We start from the raw sequence: 18,957 nt of genomic DNA on the forward strand, positions 1-18,957 counted from the left end.
CCAGGATGGCGGGATGTCCGACGAACCGATCACCACCACCGAGCAGGCGACCGCGCCGGCCACCCCGCGCCGCATCGCCGACGCCCACGTCCGCGCCGTCGCCGACCTCGACCCGCTGACCGCGACCTACCTGGGACTCGCCCCCGGCGACGACCGGCTCCCCGACCTCTCCCCGACCGGCCTGGAGGCCGTCGCCGACCAGGCCCGCCGCACCCTCGCCGCCCTCGACGACGCGGAGCGGGACGGCGCCGCCGAGGATCCGGCCGAGCGCCGCTGCGCCCGGCTGCTGCGCGAGCGGCTGACCGCCGAGCTCGCCGTCCACGACGCGGGGGAGGAGCTGCGCGCCGTCCGCAACCTCGGCTCCCCGCTGCACGGCGTCCGCGACATCTTCACCCTGATGCCGACGGCGACCGACGACGACTGGGCGGTGGTCGCCCGCCGCATGGCGCGCGTCCCGCAGGCCCTGGAGGGGTACCGCGCCACCCTCGCCGAGGGCGTGCGGCGCGGCCTGCTCTCCGGCCCGCGGCAGGTGGAGACCGTCGTCGGGCAGCTCGCCGAGTGGCTGGGCGACGGGCCGGGCGGCGGCTGGTTCGCCGACTTCGCCGCCGACGGCCCCGAGTCCCTGCGCGGTGAGCTGGACGCGGCCGCCGCCGCGGCCGGTGCCGCGCTCGCGGAGCTGCGCGACTGGCTGCGGGACGAGTACGCCCCGGCCGCCGCCTCCGAGCCGGACACCGTCGGCCGTGAGCGGTACGGCCGCCTCGTCCGCTACTGGAACGGCTCCGACCCCGACCTCGACGAGGCGTACCGCTGGGCGTGGGGGGAGTTCCACCAGCTGGAGGCGGAGATGCGCGCCGAGGCGGCCAAGGTGCTGCCGGACGCCACCCCGATCGAGGCCATGCGGTACCTGGAGCAGGAGGGGCCGGCCGTGGAGGGCGCCGAGGCGGCCCGGGAGTGGCTCCAGGGCCTCATGGACCAGGCGATCCGCGACCTGCAGGGCACCCACTTCGACCTCGCCGAGCGGGTGCGCCGGGTGGAGTCGATGATCGCCCCGCCCGGCAGTGCCGCCGCCCCCTACTACACCGCGCCGTCGCTGGACTTCTCCCGCCCCGGCCGTACCTGGCTGCCCACCCGGGGGCAGGACCGCTTCCCGGTCTGGGACCTGGTGTCCACCTGGTACCACGAGGGCGTCCCGGGCCACCACCTCCAGCTCGCGCAGTGGAACCACGTGGCGGACAGCCTCTCCACCTACCAGGTGAGCCTCGGCCAGGTCAGCGCCAACGCCGAGGGCTGGGCGCTCTACGCCGAGCGGCTCATGGACGAGCTGGGCTACCTGACCGACCCGGCGGCCCGCATGGGCTACCTCAACGCGCAGATGATGCGGGCGCTGCGGGTGATCGTCGACATCGGCATGCACGTCGGCCTGGACTTCCCCGCCGACTCCCCGTACCGGCCGGGCGAGCGGATGACCCCCGAGGCCGCCCGTGAGTTCTTCGGGCTGCACTGCGGGCTGGCCCCCGACTTCCTGGACAGCGAGCTGGTCCGCTACCTGGGGATGCCCGGCCAGGCGATCGGCTACAAGCTGGGGGAGCGGGCCTGGCTGCAGGGCCGGGCCGCCGCCAGGGCGGCGCACGGCGAGGCGTTCGACCTCAAGGCCTGGCACATGGCCGCCCTCTCCCAGGGCTCGCTGGGGCTGGACGACCTGGTGGCGGAGCTGTCCGCGCTCTGACCGCCGCTCCGGCGGCCGGACCCTCCGGACGGCGGTCGGCGGCCGGCGGCCGTGCTTCGGCAATCTCTTGCGGAAAGTTCCTGCAAGGGATTGCCGGAGCGGCCGGACCCTGCTTGACTCGGCGTCCTCAAAGGAGAGGAGGGCGGACCATGCCCCGGTACGACGTCCTGGTCGTCGGAGGTGCGGGTGTCGACACCATCGTCCGCGTCGACCGGCTGGAGATCCCCGCGGCGGACTCGCTCTTCGTCCCGCCCGTCCGCGACTACGTCGCCCACACGGGCAACGGTGTCGCCCTCGGCCTGCACGCCCTCGGCCGGTCGGTGAAGTTCCTCGACTTCCTCGGCGACGACCCGCAGGCGGCCCTCGTCCTGGCCGAGTACGCCCGGCGCGGCCTCGACTTCAGCCACGTGGTCTCCGCGACCGGCACGCCCCGGGCGGTCAACCTCGTGGACGCCGCCGGGCGCCGCTTCTCCTTCTACGACGGCCGCCACCCGGCGGACCTGCGGCTGCCCCGCGACTTCTGGCTGCCCTTCCTGGAGCAGGCGGGCCACGTGCACCTCTCCATCACCGGCATCAACCGGGACCTCTACCCGGACGTGCACCGCCTCGGCGTCACCAGCTCCACCGACCTGCACGACTGGGACGGGACCAACCCCCACCACCGCCACTACGCGCTCGAGTCCGACCTCGTCTTCCTCTCGACCGCGGGCGTCCGCGGCCGCCACGAGCAGGTGATGCGCGCAATCCTGGAGGACGGCCGGGCGCAGGTCGTCGTCGCCATGTCCGGCGCGGAGGGCAGCTTCCTGCTGGGCCGGGGCGACGCCGGGGTGCGGCACTTCCCGGTGGTCGTCCCCCAGCGGCCGGTGGTGGACACCAACGGGGCCGGGGACGCCTTCGTCACCGGCTTCCTGGACTTCTGGCTCGCGGGCCGGCCGGTGGAGGAGTGCATGCTGGCCGGAGCGGTCTCCGGCGCCGAGGCCTGCACCACCGCGGGCACCCACACCGACTTCGTCGGCGCCGACGCGCTGGCGTCCGGCGTCGCCCGGGCCTCGGCCGCGTCCCCCCGGTAGCCGGGGGCGCGCCGCTCCCGGGCCGGCGGGGCCGCCGCTATCCGGCCGCGCCGTCCCCGCAGACCAGCACCGGTGCGCCGTCGACCAGCTCGCGGCGGCCCTCGCCCCGACGCATGGCCGCCAGGCACTCCCTGAGCCGGCGCATCTCCTGACGCGTCAACAGGGCCGCGGCGAGGTCCATGACCTCGACCCGGTCGGCGGCCGGCTCGTCCGGCAGCAGCACCACCACGGAGTCCGTGCCGGGCCGGCGGGCCACCGCCGCGGCGTGGCAGCCGCGCACGCCGCGCACCACGGTCAGCCGGGGCCGGGCCGGAGGCCTCTTCGTCTTCATGCGTCCCCCACCGCCCGGCGGGTCCGCGGCTCTCGCCGACCCCGGGGCGCAACGCGACGATAGGCAGCCCGGAGCGGCCAGGTCCCGGGCTCGTGGTGCTTTCCCCCAACGACGCCCCGGACTTCCTCAATTCTGAGGACCCGGCCCCCGCATCGAGGGGCCGGGCCGGAGGGGCCGCCGCCGTGGGCGCGGCCCGCCGGCGTCACCCGCCGCGGCGCAGCAGCGACTCCACCAGGGCCGCCACGTGCTGGCGGTCCTGCGCCGAGAGCTGCTTCAGGCTGGCGATCAGCACGTCCACCTCGGGGTCGCGCACCTCGTCGGCGTACAGGTGGATCCCGCAGGCCTCGGCCGCCGCCCCCCGCACCGCCTCCAGCGGCAGCTCCAGGCCGCGCGCCAGGCCCTCCAGGGTCGCCGGCTGCGGCATGCGGCGGATCTCCTCGACGGAGGCGAGGTGGTGGACCGTGGAGCGGGGGATGCCGCCCCGCCGGGCCACCTCGCCGTACGACCAGCCCTGCCGGTCCAGTCGTTCCCGGATCAGCTCCTGCAACGCGTTGGCCACTGGTGGTCGCTTCCTGCTCGGGCTCGGGGCGGCCCCAGTCTAGGGCTCGGCCCGGCACGGCCGCCCGCCGCGCTCCCGTGCGCGCCGCCCCGGGCCGCCGGCCGCGGACCGCCCGCGACGACCGGTCCGTCGCCCGCTGTTACAGGCCTGTTGCAGAGAGCTGCACGGATTCGGCTTGCGGCGCCGCCACCGGCCCGACTACTGTCCAATCTCGTCGGACAGGACGTCCGAACGGATCGGACAGGCTCGGGGGGGTTCCTGAGCACTTCCGAACGAAACCTGCCTATCCCTGAGGGGGAGAAGACCATGCTCGACCCGCGTGAGCTCGACGCCGAGTCCGCCGACCTGCTGCCCGGCCGCGAGGCCCTCACCAAGTTCAGCCTGAACTTCACCAAGGCGATGAACGTCACCAAGCACGTCGCCCACGTGGAGGCGGCCAACAGCTCGCAGGCCGTGAACCAGTGCTCGCCGGGTGCGGTGGCGCAGGCCTCCGCCGGCCAGTCGATCAGCATCAAGCAGTGACGCCGGGTCAGGCCGCCGCCTGACCGCTCACCGCGACCCGTACGGAACCACCCGCCGGCGGCGGCACGCCCGCCGGCGGGGCACGCAAGGAGAAGAGCACCATCATGAGCATGAACATGGACGAGCTGGCCGCCGAGTCCGCCGACCTGCTGCCCGGCCGCGAGGCCCTCACCAAGTTCAGCGGTTTCAGCTTCACCAAGACGCTGAACGTCACCAAGCACGTCGCCCACGTGAGCGCCTCCAACGAGTCGCTGGCGCTGAACGACCACTCGGTGGGTGCGGTCGCCCAGTCCGCGGCGAACCAGTCCATCTCCATCAGCCAGTAACAGGCACCACCCGCGGCGGTGGGGGCGAGGCACGAGTCGCCCCCGCCGCCGCGGCGCACATCGGCCCGCGGGGGAGTGGGCCGCCCAGGGGGAGGACAGCATGACCGCGCTCGGAGAGCCGGGCGGGGACCCGGGGCCGTACGGGCAGAGCCAGGGCGCCGGGCCGCCGCACTACGACTGGGACGTCTACTACGCCCAGTACCTGCAGGAGCAGCGCTCCGGCGACGGAGGGCCCCACCAGGCCGCCCAGGTGCCGTACGACCCGTACGGCACCTGGGCGGCCGGGGGCGGGACCGGCCCCTACGACGACGCGACGGTCCAGGCGCCCACCGCCGTGCAGCAGCTCGACCCGTACGCCGCCGGCCGCCACGCCGCGGACCCGTACGCCGCCGGCCCGTACGCCGCCGGCCCGTACGCCGCCGGCCCGTACGCCGCCGGCCCGGACGCGTCCGGGCCGGCGGCCGACGGCCCCGCGGACGAGGACGACGACGCCCTGCCGCCCCGGCTCAGCGCCGGCCTGAAGCTCCACGGCGAGTACCGCGGCTCCGGCTTCGCCGAGCCCCGCTACATCGCCCGGCGCGGCGACGGCCAGGTCGTGCAGCTCACCCGGCTGCTCTACCTGGTCGCGTGCGCCGTCGACGGCGAGCGGGACCGCGAGCGCATCGCCCACCGGGTGAGCGCCGAGTTCGGCCGCGAGGTCAGCGCGGACAACATCGCCTACCTGCTGGAGAACAAGCTCCAGCCGCTCGGCATCACCGTCCCGCCCGGCCAGGACGACGACGAGGTCGACGCCCCGCGCAGCGACCTGCTGCTCAGCCTCAAGGGCCACAAGGTGCTCTTCAACGAGCGCCGGGTCGCCCGCATCTCCCGGTCCCTCTCCTGGCTCCACCGCCCGGTCTCCGTCGCCGCCGTGCTGCTGACCGCGGTGGGCCTGGACGTCTGGTTCTTCGGCTGGTTCGGCGCCATGACGCCGGTGCTGCACACCCTGGAGCAGCCCGTGCTGCTGCTGGTGGTGCTGGGCCTCACCATCGCCTCGATGGTCTTCCACGAGTTCGGCCACGCCTCCGCGTGCCGCTACGGAGGGGCTCATCCCGGCTGCATCGGCTGCGGGCTGTACCTGATCTGGCCCGCCATGTACACCGACGTCACCGACGTGTACCGGCTCGGCCGGGGCGGCCGCATCCGCACCGACCTGGGCGGCATCTACTTCAACGTCGTCTTCATCCTCGGCCTCTTCGGCTGCTACTTCCTGACGGGCCAGCAGGTCTTCCTCGCCGCCGCCTACCTCGCCCACTTCGAGGTGCTGGAACAGCTGATGCCGGCCCTCCGGCTGGACGGCTACTACATCCTCGGCGACCTGGCCGGCGTCCCCGACCTGTTCGGGAAGATCAAGCCCATCCTCGTCGGCATGGTGCCGGGCAGGCCGGTCCCGCGGGACGTCGCCGACCTCAAGAAGTCCTCGCGGGTCATCGTCACCGCCTGGGTGCTGATGATGGTCCCCCTGGTCGTCGGCGAGCTGTCCTACGCCCTGTGGAACCTGCCCCGCATCCTCTCCACCGCGGAGCGCTCCCTCGTCGACCAGGTCGCCGGCACCGCCGCGGCCTTCCGGGAGGGCCAGGTCGCCGAGTCCGTCCTCGGCGTCGTCGGCTCGGTCCTGCTGATCCTCCCGACGTGCGGTATCGCGTACCTCGTCATCCGCGTCGGCCACCGGCTGATCGGTGCGGCCCGTAAGGGCACCGCCGGCCGGCCCGCCGCCCGGATCGGACTGCTCGTCGGGATCGGCTGCGTCGGCGCGGTCCTCGTCGGCGCCTGGACCCACGGCCTCACCCCGAAGCCGCTGCCGCCCCGGCCGCCGATCGTCCCCGCCCTGCAGCCCAACCTGCCGCCGCGGCCCACCCCCAGCGCCGGCCCGTCCACACCGGCGCCCAGCCGCCGCCCCGGCCGGTCCGCGGTCGAGCAGCCCACCGCGCCCGCCGCGCCGTCGCCGTCCGCGAGCGCCACGATCCCGGCGAGGAAGGGCTCCGCCTCCCCGAAGGCCTCACCGAGCGCCTCGGCCTCCCGGCCCGCGCCCTCGGCCTCCGGCAGCGCCTCCGCCCCGCCCCCGGGCCCGGGCCCGGGCCCGAGCACGCCGCCCCCGACGCCGGGGCCGTCCACGCCGGCCCCCACGCCCACGACGCCCGGCCCGTCCACGACGCCGCCCCCGTCGCCCGGCCCCACCACGACTCCCCCTGATTCCACTCCGCCGCCGTCCACCCCCGCCCCCGGACCGGCGACCAGCTGAACCACCGACCCACGCACACCGGAGACACACCGTGAAGCACAGCAACCACCGCAAGCCGCGCCAGCAGCGCGCCCAGCAGGTCCTGCGCCTGGGGCTGCTCGCCACCGCCGGGCTCGCCGCGGTCGCCACCGCCGCCCCGGCCCAGGCCGCCACCACCGCGGCGCCCCGGGGGGGATCCGGGCTCACCATGCCCGAGGTCCACGTCCACGCCGACACCGCGCTCAGCAACGCCAACCGGCTGCACACCCGCGACTTCCGCACGTCCTTCGCCATCCACGAGTACGGCGACACCGTCGGGGCCGGCATCGCCAACCGGGCCTACGCCTCCTCCGTCGGCTGCAACGGCTCCGACCACTGCCGCTCGGTCGCGCTCTCCTTCCAGATCGTGACCATGGGCGGCAGCCACACCCACCTGAACGCCAGCAACGTCAGCAGGGCTGCCAACAACCACTGCACGGGCTGCGAGACGATGGCCGGCGCCTACCAGTTCATCGTGGACACCCCGCAGGCGATGCACCTCACCAGCTCGGACCGCGCCAAGCTCACCGCGATCCAGCACGAGCTCGCCTCCCTGCGCGGCACCACGGACTCGCCCGCCGTGCTCAAGCAGAAGGCCGACGCCCTGGCGGGCCGGGTCGTCGCGGTCCTCAGGTCCGCCGCCGCGCGCACGCCGTCCAGGCCCGCGCCCACCCGGGCGGGCTTCTTCGCCTCGCCCACCTCGCCGAGGATCACCGTCCACTCCCTGATGGACGGCTGGCCGTCCTAGTCGGTCGCCCGGGTCCGGCCGTCCGCCCTCCTTCCGCACGGGGGCGGACGGCCGGACCTCGCTTGATGACTCCGAGTGACTGTTCGACTCGCGAACGTGTGCGGGCGGATGCAGGCTGGTGCCGGGCCCGGCGAAGGACGCCGGCCCGTGCAAGGAGACGACGATGTCTGCGAAGACCACCAACCGCCAGGACCAGCACGACCGCAACCAGCAGGACCGCAACCAGCAGCGCGCCGGCCGCCAGGAGTGGCGCCGGAGCAGCCACAGCAACGGCAGCGGCGCCTGCGTCGAGGTCGCGCCCACCCCGGACGGCGGCGCCTCGATCCGCGACTCGCGGAACCCCCAGGGCGCGGTTCTGACCTTCCAGGCCAACGAGTGGCGCGCCTTCCTCGACGGCGCCCGCGACGGCGAGTTCCACCGCATGTCCTGAGCGGCCCCGCTCCACGGTCGGCCCCGCCCCTCCCGGGCGGGGCCGACCCGCGTCCGCCTGCCGCCGTGTCCGCCCGCCGCCGGACCCGTCCGCGCCCGGGGGGCCGGCGTCGCCGCCGGACCCGGCCGCGGACGCACGAAGACCCCGCACTCAGCATCTCTGCTGAGTGCGGGGTCTTCCGGCACTTCCTGCGAAGTGCCCCCGGCAGGATTCGAACCTGCGCACACGGCTCCGGAGGCCGTTGCTCTATCCCCTGAGCTACGGGGGCCCGTTCTTGCGACGGGAAGAACACTACCAGTTCGCAGGGGGTGGACGTGCACACCGTTCCGCGGTCCGGGCGGCAGCCGCGGGCCGCGGGGCGCGACGGGCGGCGGCCGCCCCCCGGAGGCGGCGGCGGTCACCGGGCGTGGCGGGCCGGGAGCGGGGCGGCGCAGGGGCGGCGGTGCGGGCGGCGGCGAAGTGGGCCAAAACCCCGGCGGGCCGCGGGCGGCGCGCCTACCCTCGGTGCTGTGCCGGGCTTGTCCGGCCGGGTCCTCGTCGTCGACGACAGCGAGGTGATCCGGCAGCTGATCAGGGTCAATCTCGAACTCGAGGGGTTCGAGGTGGTGACCGCCGCCGACGGTGCCGAGTGCCTGGAGGTCGTGGAGCAGGTCCGCCCCGACGTGGTCACCCTCGACGTGGTCATGCCCCGCCTCGACGGCCTGCGGACGGCGGCCCGCCTGCGCCGCGACCCCGGTACCAGCGGCCTGCGGATAGCGATCGTGAGCGCGTGCACCCCGGCCGACCTGGAGCGCGGGGAGTCGGCGGGGGTGGACGGCTACCTCGGCAAGCCGTTCGAGCCGACCGACCTGGTGGACCTGGTGCGCGGCCTGATGGCCCTGCCGCCGCGCGGGGAGGGCGGCGGGGGCCCGGGGGCGCTCCGGCCCGGACCGGCGCATCCCGGCCTGACACGCCCCGCGCGCGGGTTCCGCTCTCGGCGAACCGACTAGGGCGGACACCCCGGGGCCGCGGGTGCAGAAGCGCCCGGACCACGGGGAAACGACGGAAAAGGCCGGAAGCCGGACAAGGGGGCGGCCGCTCGGCCCGGCGCCGGGAGCGCCCCCGCACGTCTCACGCCGCAAACCCGATGGCGGTCCGCACCCCCCTCTCGCCTAGGCTTGCACCGTGACACCCGCAGAGCTTTCCCAGGCAGTGCTGTCCGCGGTCCGCGCCGTCGTCGAGGCGGGCGGGCTGACCGTCGCCGTGCCCGACGAGGTGACCGTCGAGCGGCCCAAGAACAAGGACCACGGCGACTACGCCACCAACGTGGCCCTCCAGCTCGCGAAGCCGGCCGGGAGGCCGCCGCGACAGGTGGCCGAGCTGGTCGCCGCCCGCCTGGCCGAGGCCCCGGGCGTCGCGAAGGTGGACGTCGCCGGCCCCGGCTTCCTCAACATCACCCTGGACGCCGCCGCCCAGGGCGGCCTGGCCCGCACGGTCGTCGAGGCCGGCGCGGCGTACGGGCGCAACGACGCCTTCCGCGGCCTCAAGGTCAACCTGGAGTTCGTCTCCGCCAACCCCACCGGCCCGATCCACATCGGCGGCGTCCGCTGGGCGGCGGTCGGCGACTCCCTCGGCCGCATCCTGCGGGCCTGCGGCGCCGACGTCACGACCGAGTACTACTTCAACGACGCCGGCGTGCAGATCTCCAAGTTCGGGGCCTCCCTGCTCGCGGCCGCCAACGGCCGGCCGGTCCCCGCGGACGGCTACGTCGGCGAGTACATCGGCGAGATCGCCAAGCGGATCGTCGACGCGCACCCCGGCGTGCTGGAGCTCCCCGAGCCCGAGCAGCTGGAGGTGTTCCGCGCCGAGGGCCTGGAGCTGATGGTCGCCGAGATCCGGCGCTCCATGGAGGAGTTCGGCGCCCACTTCGACGTCTGGTTCTCCGAGAAGTCGCTGCACGAGTCCGGCGCCGTCGGGACGGCCATCGAGCGGCTGCGCGAGCAGGGCCACGTCTTCGACCGGGACGGCGCCGTCTGGCTGCGCACCACCGACTTCGGCGACGACAAGGACCGCGTCCTGATCAAGGCCGACGGCGACACCACCTACTTCGCCGCCGACGCCGCGTACTACCTCTCCAAGCGGGACCGCGGCAACGAGGTCAACGTCTACATGCTGGGCGCGGACCACCACGGCTACGTGGGCCGCCTCAAGGCGATCGCGGCCTGCGCCGGCGACGACCCCGAGCACAACATCGAGGTCCTCATCGGCCAGTTCGTGAAGATGCTCAAGGACGGCGAAGAGGTCCGCATGTCCAAGCGGGCCGGCAACATCATCACCATCGACGACGTGGTCGACTGGATCGGCGTGGACGCGGCCCGCTACTCCCTGGCCCGCTCCTCGACCGACTCCACGCTCACCCTCGACATCGACGTGCTCACCAGCCAGTCGAACGAGAACCCGGTCTACTACGTGCAGTACGCGCACGCCCGGATGAGCTCCGTCGCCCGCAACGCCGCCCAGCTCGGCATCGACAAGGGCGCCGCCGGCGAGTTCAGGCCGGAGCTGCTCTCCACGCAGTGGGAGTCGGACCTGCTGGGCATGCTCGGTGAGTTCCCGCGCGTCGTCGCCTCCGCGGGCGAGCTGCGCGAGCCGCACCGGGTGGCCCGCTACCTGGAGCAGCTGGCCGGCACCTACCACCGGTTCTACGACAACTGCCGCATCCTGCCGCGGGGCGACGAGGAGGCCACCGACCTCACCCGTGCCCGCCTGTGGCTGGCCGAGGCGACCCGCACGGTGATCGCCAACGGCCTCGGCCTGCTCGGCGTCTCGGCCCCCGAGCGCATGTGACGGCCGTACCCGAACGCCCGCGATGACGGTGCGGGGGGCGGCGGCGGTGACCTCACCCCGCCGCCCCCGCGCACAGAGGGAGAGATCAGCACCATGAGCCGCTCCGCGCACCCCGCGGGCCCGCGCCACGGCGACGTCCTGCCCGAGGGCCACTACAGCGCCCCGCCCGCCGACCTCAACGCGCTCGACCCCAAGGTGTGGGCGCGCACCGTCTCCCGCGGGCCGTCCGGCGCCGCGACCGTCGGCGGCGTCGACGTGCGGACCCTCGCCGAGGAGTTCGGCACGCCCGCCTACATCCTCGACGAGGACGACTTCCGCGCCCGGGCCCGCGCCTGGCGGGAGGCGTTCGGTGAGGACGCCGACGTCTACTACGCGGGCAAGGCGTTCCTGTGCCGGGCGGTGGTCCGCTGGCTGCACGAGGAGGGCCTCAACCTCGACGTGTGCAGCGGCGGCGAGCTGGCCGTGGCGCTCTCCGCCGGCATGCCCGCCGCGCGCATCGCCTTCCACGGCAACAACAAGTCGGCGCACGAGCTGGAGCAGGCCGTCGCGGCCGGCGTCGGCCACGTCGTGGTGGACTCCTTCGAGGAGATCGCCCGCCTCGCCTTCGTCGCCGACGAGCAGGGAGTCCGGCAGAAGGTGCTGGTCCGCGTCACCGTCGGCGTCGAGGCGCACACCCACGAGTTCATCGCCACCGCCCACGAGGACCAGAAGTTCGGCCTCTCGCTGGCCGGCGGCGCCGCGGCCGAGGCCGTGCGGCGGGTGCTGAAGCTGGACAGCCTGGAGCTGGCCGGCATCCACTCCCACATCGGCTCGCAGATCTTCGACACCGCGGGCTTCGAGGTCGCCGCCCGCCGCGTGGTGGGCCTGCTGAGCGGGATCCGCGACGAGCACGGCGTGGAGCTGCCGGAGATCGACCTCGGCGGCGGCCTCGGCATCGCCTACACCAGCGACGACGACCCGGCCGAGCCCGCGGACATCGCCCGCTCGCTCGCCGCGATCGTGCGCCGCGAGTGCGAGGCGGCCGGGCTGCGGGTGCCGCGGCTGTCGGTGGAGCCGGGCCGCGCGATCGCCGGCCCGACGACCTTCACCCTGTACGAGGTGGGCACGGTCAAGCCGCTGGAGGGCCTGCGCACCTACGTCAGCGTGGACGGCGGCATGTCGGACAACATCCGCACCGCCCTGTACGACGCCGAGTACTCCGTGGCGCTGGTCTCCCGCACCTCGGACGCGGAGCCGATGCTGGCCCGCGTGGTCGGCAAGCACTGCGAGTCCGGCGACATCGTGGTCCGTGACGCCTTCCTCCCCGCCGACCTGGCCCCGGGCGACCTGATCGCGGTCCCGGCGACCGGCGCCTACTGCCGGTCCATGGCGAGCAACTACAACCACGCGCTGCGCCCGCCGGTGGTGGCGGTGCAGGCGGGGCACGCCCGCGCGGTCGTGCGGCGCGAGACGGAGGAGGATCTCCTGCGTCTCGATATCGGCTGACGAAATCCTGGTCTCAGATCGTGGAACGAGCGGAGATCCGTCCCGGAACTCCACGAAACTGGGGCGGAGGGCCCTGCGGGGGCCACTCGGCGACGGACGACGAGAGCGGAGTCGGATGATGCGTACGCGGCCGCTGAAGGTGGCGCTGCTGGGCTGTGGAGTGGTGGGCTCCGAGGTCGCCCGCATCATGACGACGCACGCCGCCGACCTCGCCGCACGCGTCGGCGCGCCGGTGGAGCTCGCCGGCGTCGCCGTGCGCCGGGCCGGCCGCCCGCGCCCCGGCGTGCCCGGGCACCTCGTCACCACCGACGCCGCCGAGCTGGTCAAACGCGACGACGTCGACGTCGTGGTCGAGGTCATCGGCGGCATCGAGCCCGCCCGCGGCCTCATCCTCTCCGCCTTCGAGCACGGCGCCTCCGTCGTCTCCGCCAACAAGGCGCTCCTCGCCCAGGACGGCGCGGCCCTGCACGCCGCCGCCTCCGCCGCCGGGGCCGACCTCTACTACGAGGCCGCGGTGGCCGGCGCCATCCCGCTGATCCGCCCGCTGCGCGAGTCGCTGGCCGGGGACAAGGTCAACCGGGTGCTCGGCATCGTCAACGGCACCACCAACTTCATCCTCGACAAGATGGACTCCACCGGCGCCGGCTACTCCGAGGCGCTGGAGGAGGCCACCGCGCTCGGCTACGCCGAGGCCGACCCCACCGCCGACGTGGAGGGCTTCGACGCCGCCGCCAAGGCCGCCATCCTGGCCGGCATCGCCTTCCACACCCGGGTCACCGCCGCCGACGTCTACCGCGAGGGCATCACCGAGGTCACCGCCGCCGACATCCGCAGCGCCCGGCAGATGGGCTGCGTCGTCAAGCTGCTCGCCATCTGCGAGCGCTCCCGCGACGGCCGCGCGGTCACGGCCCGCGTCCACCCCGCGATGATCCCGCTCAGCCACCCGCTGGCCTCGGTCCGCGAGGCGTACAACGCGGTCTTCGTCGAGGCCGAGGCGGCCGGCCGGCTGATGTTCTACGGCCCGGGCGCCGGCGGCTCCCCGACCGCCAGCGCCGTCCTGGGCGACCTGGTCGCCGTCTGCCGCAACAAGGTCGCCGAGGCCACCGGCCCGGGCGAGTCCGCGTACACGGAGCTGCCGGCCCGCCCGATGGACGACGTCGTCACCCGCTACCACGTCAGCCTGGACGTCGCCGACCGCGCGGGCGTGCTCGCCCAGGTCGCCACCGTCTTCGCCGAGCACGGCGTCTCCATCGACACCGTCCGCCAGCAGGGCCGCGACGGCGACGCCTCGCTCGTGGTGGTGACCCACCGCGCCACCGACGCCGCCCTGTCGGCGACGGTCGACAAGCTCCGCGCGCTGGACAGCGTGCGCGACGTGGCCAGCACCATGCGGGTCGAAGGGGAGTAGGAGAGCAGCATGAACGCCGTCGTCGACAGCCCCCGGCGCCACACCCACCAGTGGCGCGGCCTCATCGAGGAGTACCGCGACCGCCTGCCGGTCACGGACGCCACCCCGGTGGTCAGCCTCCTGGAGGGCGGCACCCCCCTCGTCCCGGCGCAGCTCCTCTCCGAGCGCACCGGCTGCGATGTGTACCTCAAGGTCGAGGGCGCCAACCCGACCGGCTCCTTCAAGGACCGGGGGATGACCATGGCGATCTCGCGGGCCAAGGAGGAGGGCGCGCAGGCCGTCATCTGCGCCTCCACCGGCAACACCTCCGCCTCCGCCGCCGCCTACGCGGTGCGGGCCGGCCTGGTCTGCGCGGTGCTCGTCCCGCAGGGCAAGATCGCGCTGGGCAAGATGGGCCAGGCGCTGGTGCACGGCGCCCGTATCCTGCAGGTGGACGGCAACTTCGACGACTGCCTCACCCTCGCCCGCGGCCTGTCGGACCGGTACCCGGTCGCCCTGGTGAACTCGGTGAACCCGGTCCGCATCGAGGGGCAGAAGACCGCCGCCTTCGAGATCGTCGACGCGCTCGGCGACGCCCCGGACGTGCACGTCCTCCCGGTCGGCAACGCGGGCAACATCACGGCCTACTGGAAGGGCTACACCGAGTACGCGGCGGACGGCATGGCCGCCCGCCGGCCGCGGATGTGGGGCTTCCAGGCCGCGGGCTCCGCGCCCATCGTCGACGGCGCCCCCGTGCTGAGGCCGCAGACCGTCGCCACCGCGATCCGGATCGGCAACCCGGCGTCCTGGGACTTCGCCCTGGCCGCCCGGGACGAGTCCGGCGGGCTCATCGACAAGGTGACCGACCGTCAGATCCTCGCCGCCTACCGGCTGCTGGCCTCCCGTGAGGGCGTCTTCGTGGAGCCGGCCTCCGCCGCCTCGGTGGCCGGCCTGCTGCAGGCCGCCGAGCGCGGCCTGGTCGACCCGGGCCAGCGGATCGTCTGCACCGTCACCGGCAACGGCCTCAAGGACCCCGACTGGGCCGTCATGGGCGCGCCGCAGCCCGTGGTCGTGCCCGTCGACGCCGACGCCGCGGCGCAGCGGCTGGGCCTGGCCGGCTGACCGCCCGCCGGGCCGCCCGCCCCGCACCGGCCCGGCGCAACCGGCCGACCCGGCGCAACCGGCCGGTCCGAGCGCGGCGGCCGTGCCGAGCGGGGCGGCCGGTCCGCCGGACCGGCCGGGCAACACGGCGGACCGGGGCGCCGCAGGGTGTACCGCGCCGGAAGCCCTCTTCGCTACCCTGGGAAGCGCCGGTGGCACAGTCCGCCGGTCCATGCCGTCCGCGCCCCGGCACCGGCGCGTGCCGCCCCGTCCGGACCCGCGCAGTGCCGGGTCCCGACCGGGCCCGCGGACGCCGGGCTCGCCCCGCGCGAGCGGCAGCCAGCCCCCCGCGGGCAGTCCAGCACCCACCGAGCACCAGGAGAGTCCACCGCATGGCCGGTCCCGCGTTCCGAGCCGCAGCCGTCCGGGTGCGGGTCCCCGCGACCAGCGCCAACCTCGGCCCCGGCTTCGACGCCTTCGGACTCGCCCTGGGGCTGTACGACGACGTCGTGGTCCGGGTCGCCGACTCCGGCCTCCACGTGGACATAGCGGGCGAGGGCGCCGACACGCTCGCCCGGGACGAGCGCCACCTGGTGGTGCGCTCGCTGCGCGCGGCCTTCGACGTGCTCGGCGGCCAGCCCCGCGGCCTGGAGGTGGTCTGCGCCAACCGCATACCCCACGGCCGCGGCCTCGGCTCCTCCTCCGCCGCCATCTGCGCCGGCATCGTCGCCGCGCGCGCGGTGGCCATCGGCGGCCCGTCGGTCCTCGACGACGCCGGCCTGCTGGCGCTCGCCTCCGAGCTGGAGGGGCACCCGGACAACGTCGCCGCCTGCCTCCTCGGCGGCTTCACCGTGGCCTGGACGGACGAGGACGCCGCCCGCGCGGTCCGGCTGGAGCCCTCGGCCGACGTGGTGCCGGTCGTCTTCGTCCCGGCGACGCCGCTGCTCACCGAGACGGCGCGCGGCTTGCTGCCGCGGACCGTCCCGCACGCCGACGCCGCCGTCAACGCCGGCCGTGCCGCGCTGCTCGTGGAGGCGCTCACCCGGCGTCCCGGACTGCTGCTGCCGGCCACCGAGGACCGCATCCACCAGGACTACCGCTCCTCCGCCATGCCGGAGAGCGCCGCGCTGGTCGCCGCCCTGCGGGCGGAGGGCGTCGCGGCGGTCGTCTCCGGCGCGGGGCCGACCGTGCTGGCGCTCACCGACGACGGTGCCGCCGACAAGCTGGTCCGCTCCGCCGGCCCGGAGTGGGCCGCGCACCGCCTGGAGCTCGACCGGGGCGGCGCGGCGGTACTGCCGCTGGAGGTCTGACGGCGGCCCGCGGGGAGGGGGCGGCGATGTCGCGGGACACGATTGGCGCACACGGGGTAGGGGAATGTTTGTTGGGTCCAGTAGTGTTAATCTCATGCGTGCACCAGGACCCCTCCGGGGACCGGTGCCGAGCGTCCCGATCCCGGCCCCCCGTCACGACGGGGTACACCGGAAGCCCGGGACCACGATTCTCCGGGAGCCTGCCTCACCGCGTACGCAGCCTGCCTGCGCGTGTACGGCCGCGTCCCGAAGCCGTGACGGTGCCCGGCCCCACACGCTCTAGGGGACGCCCGCAGCCGCCGGCCTCCACCTGAGGCCGCGCCCGGGGGTGTCGGGGACACCGCCGCGCGACGGGGGCCCGGAATCCAGAGCGGCACGGCGGCGCGGGGCCGACGCGTCCGGCCGGACCGCGCTGGCGCACCGCAGCCACCACCACCTTCAACCGCCACCCGGCGGAACACCGCCCCGGACCTGCACACCACGCAGGACGGACAGCACAACCGGTCGCCGAGCCAGACAGGCCGACGTCCGCTCCAGGGAAGGACCCTTCGTGAGCGACACCACCGATCTGATGGGCGCGCGCCCGGACGCCGATGCGCCGGACGCGGCAGCTGCCGCCCCCGCGCCCAAGCGTCGCAGGACCACGGGCTCCGGCCTGAACGGCCTGGTCCTGGCCGAGCTCCAGCAGCTCGCCTCCGGCCTCGGCATCAGCGGCACCGGGCGCATGCGCAAGAGCCAGCTCATCGACGCCATCAAGGAGAAGAACGGCGGCGACCCGCTGCTCGCCGGCGGGGAGGCCCCGGCCGCCCCGGCCGCGAAGCGCTCCGCCGCCCAGGCCAAGGCCGCCGCCACCGCCGAGGCCCCCGCCGAGAAGCCGGCCCGGCGCACCCGCGCCCGCGCCGTCGAGGCGGAGCCCGCGCAGCAGATCGAGATCCCCGGCCAGGTCGCGGGCGAGACCGCCGCGGCCGAGACCGCGGCCCCGGCCCGTGCCGAGCGGCCCCGCCGCCGGGCGACCTCGGCCGCCGGCGCCCCCGGCGCGGACGCCGAGGCCGTGCAGGAGGCCGTCGCCGAGCGCGCCGAGCCGGCCGCCGCGGTGGCCACCGAGACCCGGGAGCGTCCCGCCGAGGACGGCCGCCAGGGCGGCGAGGGCCGCCGCGAGCGCCGCGAGCGCCGCGACCGGGGCGACCGCCCCGAGCGCCAGGAGGCGGCCGACGGCCAGGGCGGCCCCGACGGCCAGGGCGGGGACCGCGAGACCCGCCGCGACCGGCGCAACCGCCGGGACCGCGACCGGGACCGCCAGGAGACCCGCCAGGACGGTGGCCAGCAGGGCGGCCAGGGCCGTGACCAGCAGCGGGACCAGCAGCGGGACCAGGGCCGCGACCAGCAGCGGGATCAGGGCCGCGACCAGCGCCGCGACCAGCAGCGCGACCAGCAGGACGACGACGACTTCGAGGGCGGCCGCCGGGGCCGCCGCGGCCGCTACCGCGACCGCAACCGCCGGGGCGGCCGCCGCGACGGCTTCGAGGGCGCGAACGAGCCGCAGATCGGCGAGGACGACGTCCTGATCCCGGTCGCCGGCATCCTGGACATCCTGGACAACTACGCGTTCGTGCGGACCTCCGGCTACCTGCCCGGCCCGAACGACGTGTACGTCTCCCTCGCCCAGGTCCGCAAGAACGGCCTGCGCAAGGGCGACGCGATCACCGGTGCGGTCCGCCAGCCGCGTGACGGCGAGCGCCGTGAGAAGTTCAATGCGCTGGTGCGCCTGGACTCGGTGAACGGCATGGACCCGGAGGCCGGCCGCAGCCGCCCCGAGTTCGGCAAGCTCACCCCGCTGTACCCGCAGGAGCGGCTGCGCCTGGAGACCGACCCGGGCGTGCTGACCACCCGGATCATCGACCTGGTCGCCCCCATCGGCAAGGGCCAGCGCGGCCTGATCGTCGCCCCGCCGAAGACCGGCAAGACGATGATCATGCAGGCGATCGCCAACGCGATCACCCGCAACAACCCCGAGTGCCACCTGATGGTCGTCCTGGTCGACGAGCGTCCGGAGGAGGTCACCGACATGCAGCGGTCGGTGAAGGGCGAGGTCATCTCCTCGACCTTCGACCGGCCCGCCGAGGACCACACCGTCGTCGCCGAGCTCGCCATCGAGCGCGCCAAGCGCCTGGTGGAGCTGGGCCACGACGTGGTGATCCTGCTGGACTCCATCACCCGCCTGGGCCGCGCCTACAACCTGGCGGCGCCGGCCTCCGGCCGCATCCTGTCCGGCGGTGTCGACTCGACCGCGCTCTACCCGCCGAAGAAGTTCTTCGGCGCCGCGCGCAACATCGAGAACGGCGGCTCGCTGACCATCCTCGCCACCGCCCTGGTGGAGACCGGCTCCCGGGCCGACGAGGTGGTCTTCGAGGAGTTCAAGGGCACCGGCAACATGGAGCTCAAGCTCGACCGCAAGCTCTCGGACAAGCGGATCTTCCCGGCCGTGGACGTCGACGCGTCCTCGACCCGCAAGGAGGAGATCCTGCTGGGCAGCGAGGAGCTGGCCATCGTCTGGAAGCTGCGCCGGGTGCTCCACGCGCTGGACCAGCAGCAGGCCATCGAGCTGCTGCTGGACCGGATGAAGAAGACCGGCAGCAACGGCGAGTTCCTGATGCAGATCGCCAAGACGACGCCGGGCTCGTCCGACTGACGCCCGCCGCCCCCCGGAGCCCCCGGACCGCACCCGCGGTCCGGGGGCTCCGGCGTGTGCGGGCCGCGCCCGGACGGGTGCGCCCGACGGGGGCGCCGGACGCCGGACGGGCCGTGCCTGACCGCGGGCGCCGGGCCGGCAGGCCGCC

At 75.0% G+C, this 18,957-nt stretch carries 16 protein-coding genes and 1 tRNA gene; 14 read left to right on the forward strand and 3 right to left on the reverse strand.

The window, feature by feature from the left end; genetic code table 11:
* The first annotated feature begins 13 nt into the window (after positions 1–13).
* Together ACFY07_RS07550 and ACFY07_RS07555 are read left to right on the forward strand one after the other, a co-directional pair.
* On the forward strand, positions 14–1,726 hold the full coding sequence (locus tag ACFY07_RS07550) for a DUF885 domain-containing protein (protein WP_390867815.1): 1,713 nt from the start codon (positions 14–16) through the stop codon (positions 1,724–1,726).
* 149 nt (positions 1,727–1,875) lie between these two features.
* Positions 1,876–2,796, forward strand: a complete 921-nt coding sequence (locus tag ACFY07_RS07555; protein ID WP_390867816.1) for a carbohydrate kinase family protein — start codon at positions 1,876–1,878, stop codon at positions 2,794–2,796.
* Positions 2,797–2,833: 37 nt separating this feature from the next.
* Here the strand turns inward: ACFY07_RS07555 and ACFY07_RS07560 are convergent, their stop codons facing one another.
* Together ACFY07_RS07560 and ACFY07_RS07565 are read right to left on the reverse strand one after the other, a co-directional pair.
* Positions 2,834–3,127 carry a hypothetical protein gene (locus ACFY07_RS07560; RefSeq protein ID WP_390867817.1) on the reverse strand — a complete coding sequence of 98 codons (294 nt, stop codon included), beginning with the start codon at positions 3,125–3,127 and terminating at the stop codon, positions 2,834–2,836.
* 202 nt (positions 3,128–3,329) lie between these two features.
* Positions 3,330–3,686, reverse strand: a complete 357-nt coding sequence (locus ACFY07_RS07565; protein ID WP_230650595.1) for a helix-turn-helix transcriptional regulator — start codon at positions 3,684–3,686, stop codon at positions 3,330–3,332.
* Between the two features lie 306 nt (positions 3,687–3,992).
* Here ACFY07_RS07565 and ACFY07_RS07570 point away from each other — a divergent pair, with 306 nt between their 5' ends.
* The 5 genes from ACFY07_RS07570 (at position 3,993) to ACFY07_RS07590 (ending at position 8,011) form a co-directional block, all read left to right on the forward strand.
* The gene (locus ACFY07_RS07570; protein ID WP_390867818.1) at positions 3,993–4,208 is read left to right on the forward strand and encodes a hypothetical protein; all 216 of its coding nucleotides are present in this window, start codon (positions 3,993–3,995) and stop codon (positions 4,206–4,208) included.
* Between the two features lie 104 nt (positions 4,209–4,312).
* A complete protein-coding gene (locus ACFY07_RS07575) occupies positions 4,313–4,534 on the forward strand; it encodes a hypothetical protein (protein ID WP_230650599.1) in 222 nt (73 codons plus the stop codon).
* 100 nt (positions 4,535–4,634) lie between these two features.
* Complete coding sequence (locus ACFY07_RS07580; RefSeq protein WP_390867819.1) at positions 4,635–6,815, forward strand: hypothetical protein; 2,181 nt, start codon at positions 4,635–4,637, stop codon at positions 6,813–6,815.
* Positions 6,816–6,846: 31 nt separating this feature from the next.
* Entirely contained in the window at positions 6,847–7,581 is a 735-nt protein-coding gene (locus ACFY07_RS07585; protein ID WP_390867820.1) for a hypothetical protein, read from the forward strand.
* Between the two features lie 163 nt (positions 7,582–7,744).
* Positions 7,745–8,011: a DUF397 domain-containing protein gene (locus ACFY07_RS07590; RefSeq protein ID WP_230650608.1), complete on the forward strand. Its 267-nt coding sequence runs from the start codon at positions 7,745–7,747 to the stop codon at positions 8,009–8,011.
* A gap of 196 nt (positions 8,012–8,207) precedes the next feature.
* Here ACFY07_RS07590 and ACFY07_RS07595 read toward each other — a convergent pair.
* Positions 8,208–8,279, reverse strand: a tRNA-Arg gene (locus ACFY07_RS07595).
* Positions 8,280–8,520: 241 nt separating this feature from the next.
* Here ACFY07_RS07595 and ACFY07_RS07600 point away from each other — a divergent pair.
* The 7 genes from ACFY07_RS07600 to rho all read left to right on the forward strand — a co-directional run bounded on the left by ACFY07_RS07600 (position 8,521) and on the right by rho (position 18,809).
* Entirely contained in the window at positions 8,521–9,000 is a 480-nt protein-coding gene (locus ACFY07_RS07600) for a response regulator (protein ID WP_390867821.1), read from the forward strand.
* A gap of 175 nt (positions 9,001–9,175) precedes the next feature.
* On the forward strand, positions 9,176–10,837 hold the full coding sequence (argS, locus tag ACFY07_RS07605) for an arginine--tRNA ligase (protein WP_390867822.1): 1,662 nt from the start codon (positions 9,176–9,178) through the stop codon (positions 10,835–10,837).
* Positions 10,838–10,930: 93 nt separating this feature from the next.
* Positions 10,931–12,322 carry a diaminopimelate decarboxylase gene (gene lysA / locus ACFY07_RS07610; RefSeq protein ID WP_390867823.1) on the forward strand — a complete coding sequence of 464 codons (1,392 nt, stop codon included), beginning with the start codon at positions 10,931–10,933 and terminating at the stop codon, positions 12,320–12,322.
* 115 nt (positions 12,323–12,437) lie between these two features.
* Positions 12,438–13,730, forward strand: coding sequence for a homoserine dehydrogenase (locus ACFY07_RS07615; RefSeq protein WP_230650619.1), 1,293 nt, complete (start codon positions 12,438–12,440; stop codon positions 13,728–13,730).
* A 9-nt stretch (positions 13,731–13,739) separates the two neighbouring features.
* Positions 13,740–14,831 (forward strand): threonine synthase, encoded by a 1,092-nt coding sequence (thrC, locus tag ACFY07_RS07620; protein ID WP_230650621.1) that lies wholly within the window; start codon positions 13,740–13,742, stop codon positions 14,829–14,831.
* Positions 14,832–15,202: 371 nt separating this feature from the next.
* Positions 15,203–16,120 carry a homoserine kinase gene (thrB, locus tag ACFY07_RS07625; protein WP_390867824.1) on the forward strand — a complete coding sequence of 306 codons (918 nt, stop codon included), beginning with the start codon at positions 15,203–15,205 and terminating at the stop codon, positions 16,118–16,120.
* Positions 16,121–16,670: 550 nt separating this feature from the next.
* Positions 16,671–18,809, forward strand: coding sequence for a transcription termination factor Rho (rho, locus tag ACFY07_RS07630; protein ID WP_390867825.1), 2,139 nt, complete (start codon positions 16,671–16,673; stop codon positions 18,807–18,809).
* Positions 18,810–18,957: the final 148 nt, after the last annotated feature.

Source organism: Streptomyces sp. NPDC001380, assembly GCF_042895785.1.
Lineage (GTDB): Bacteria > Actinomycetota > Actinomycetes > Streptomycetales > Streptomycetaceae > Peterkaempfera.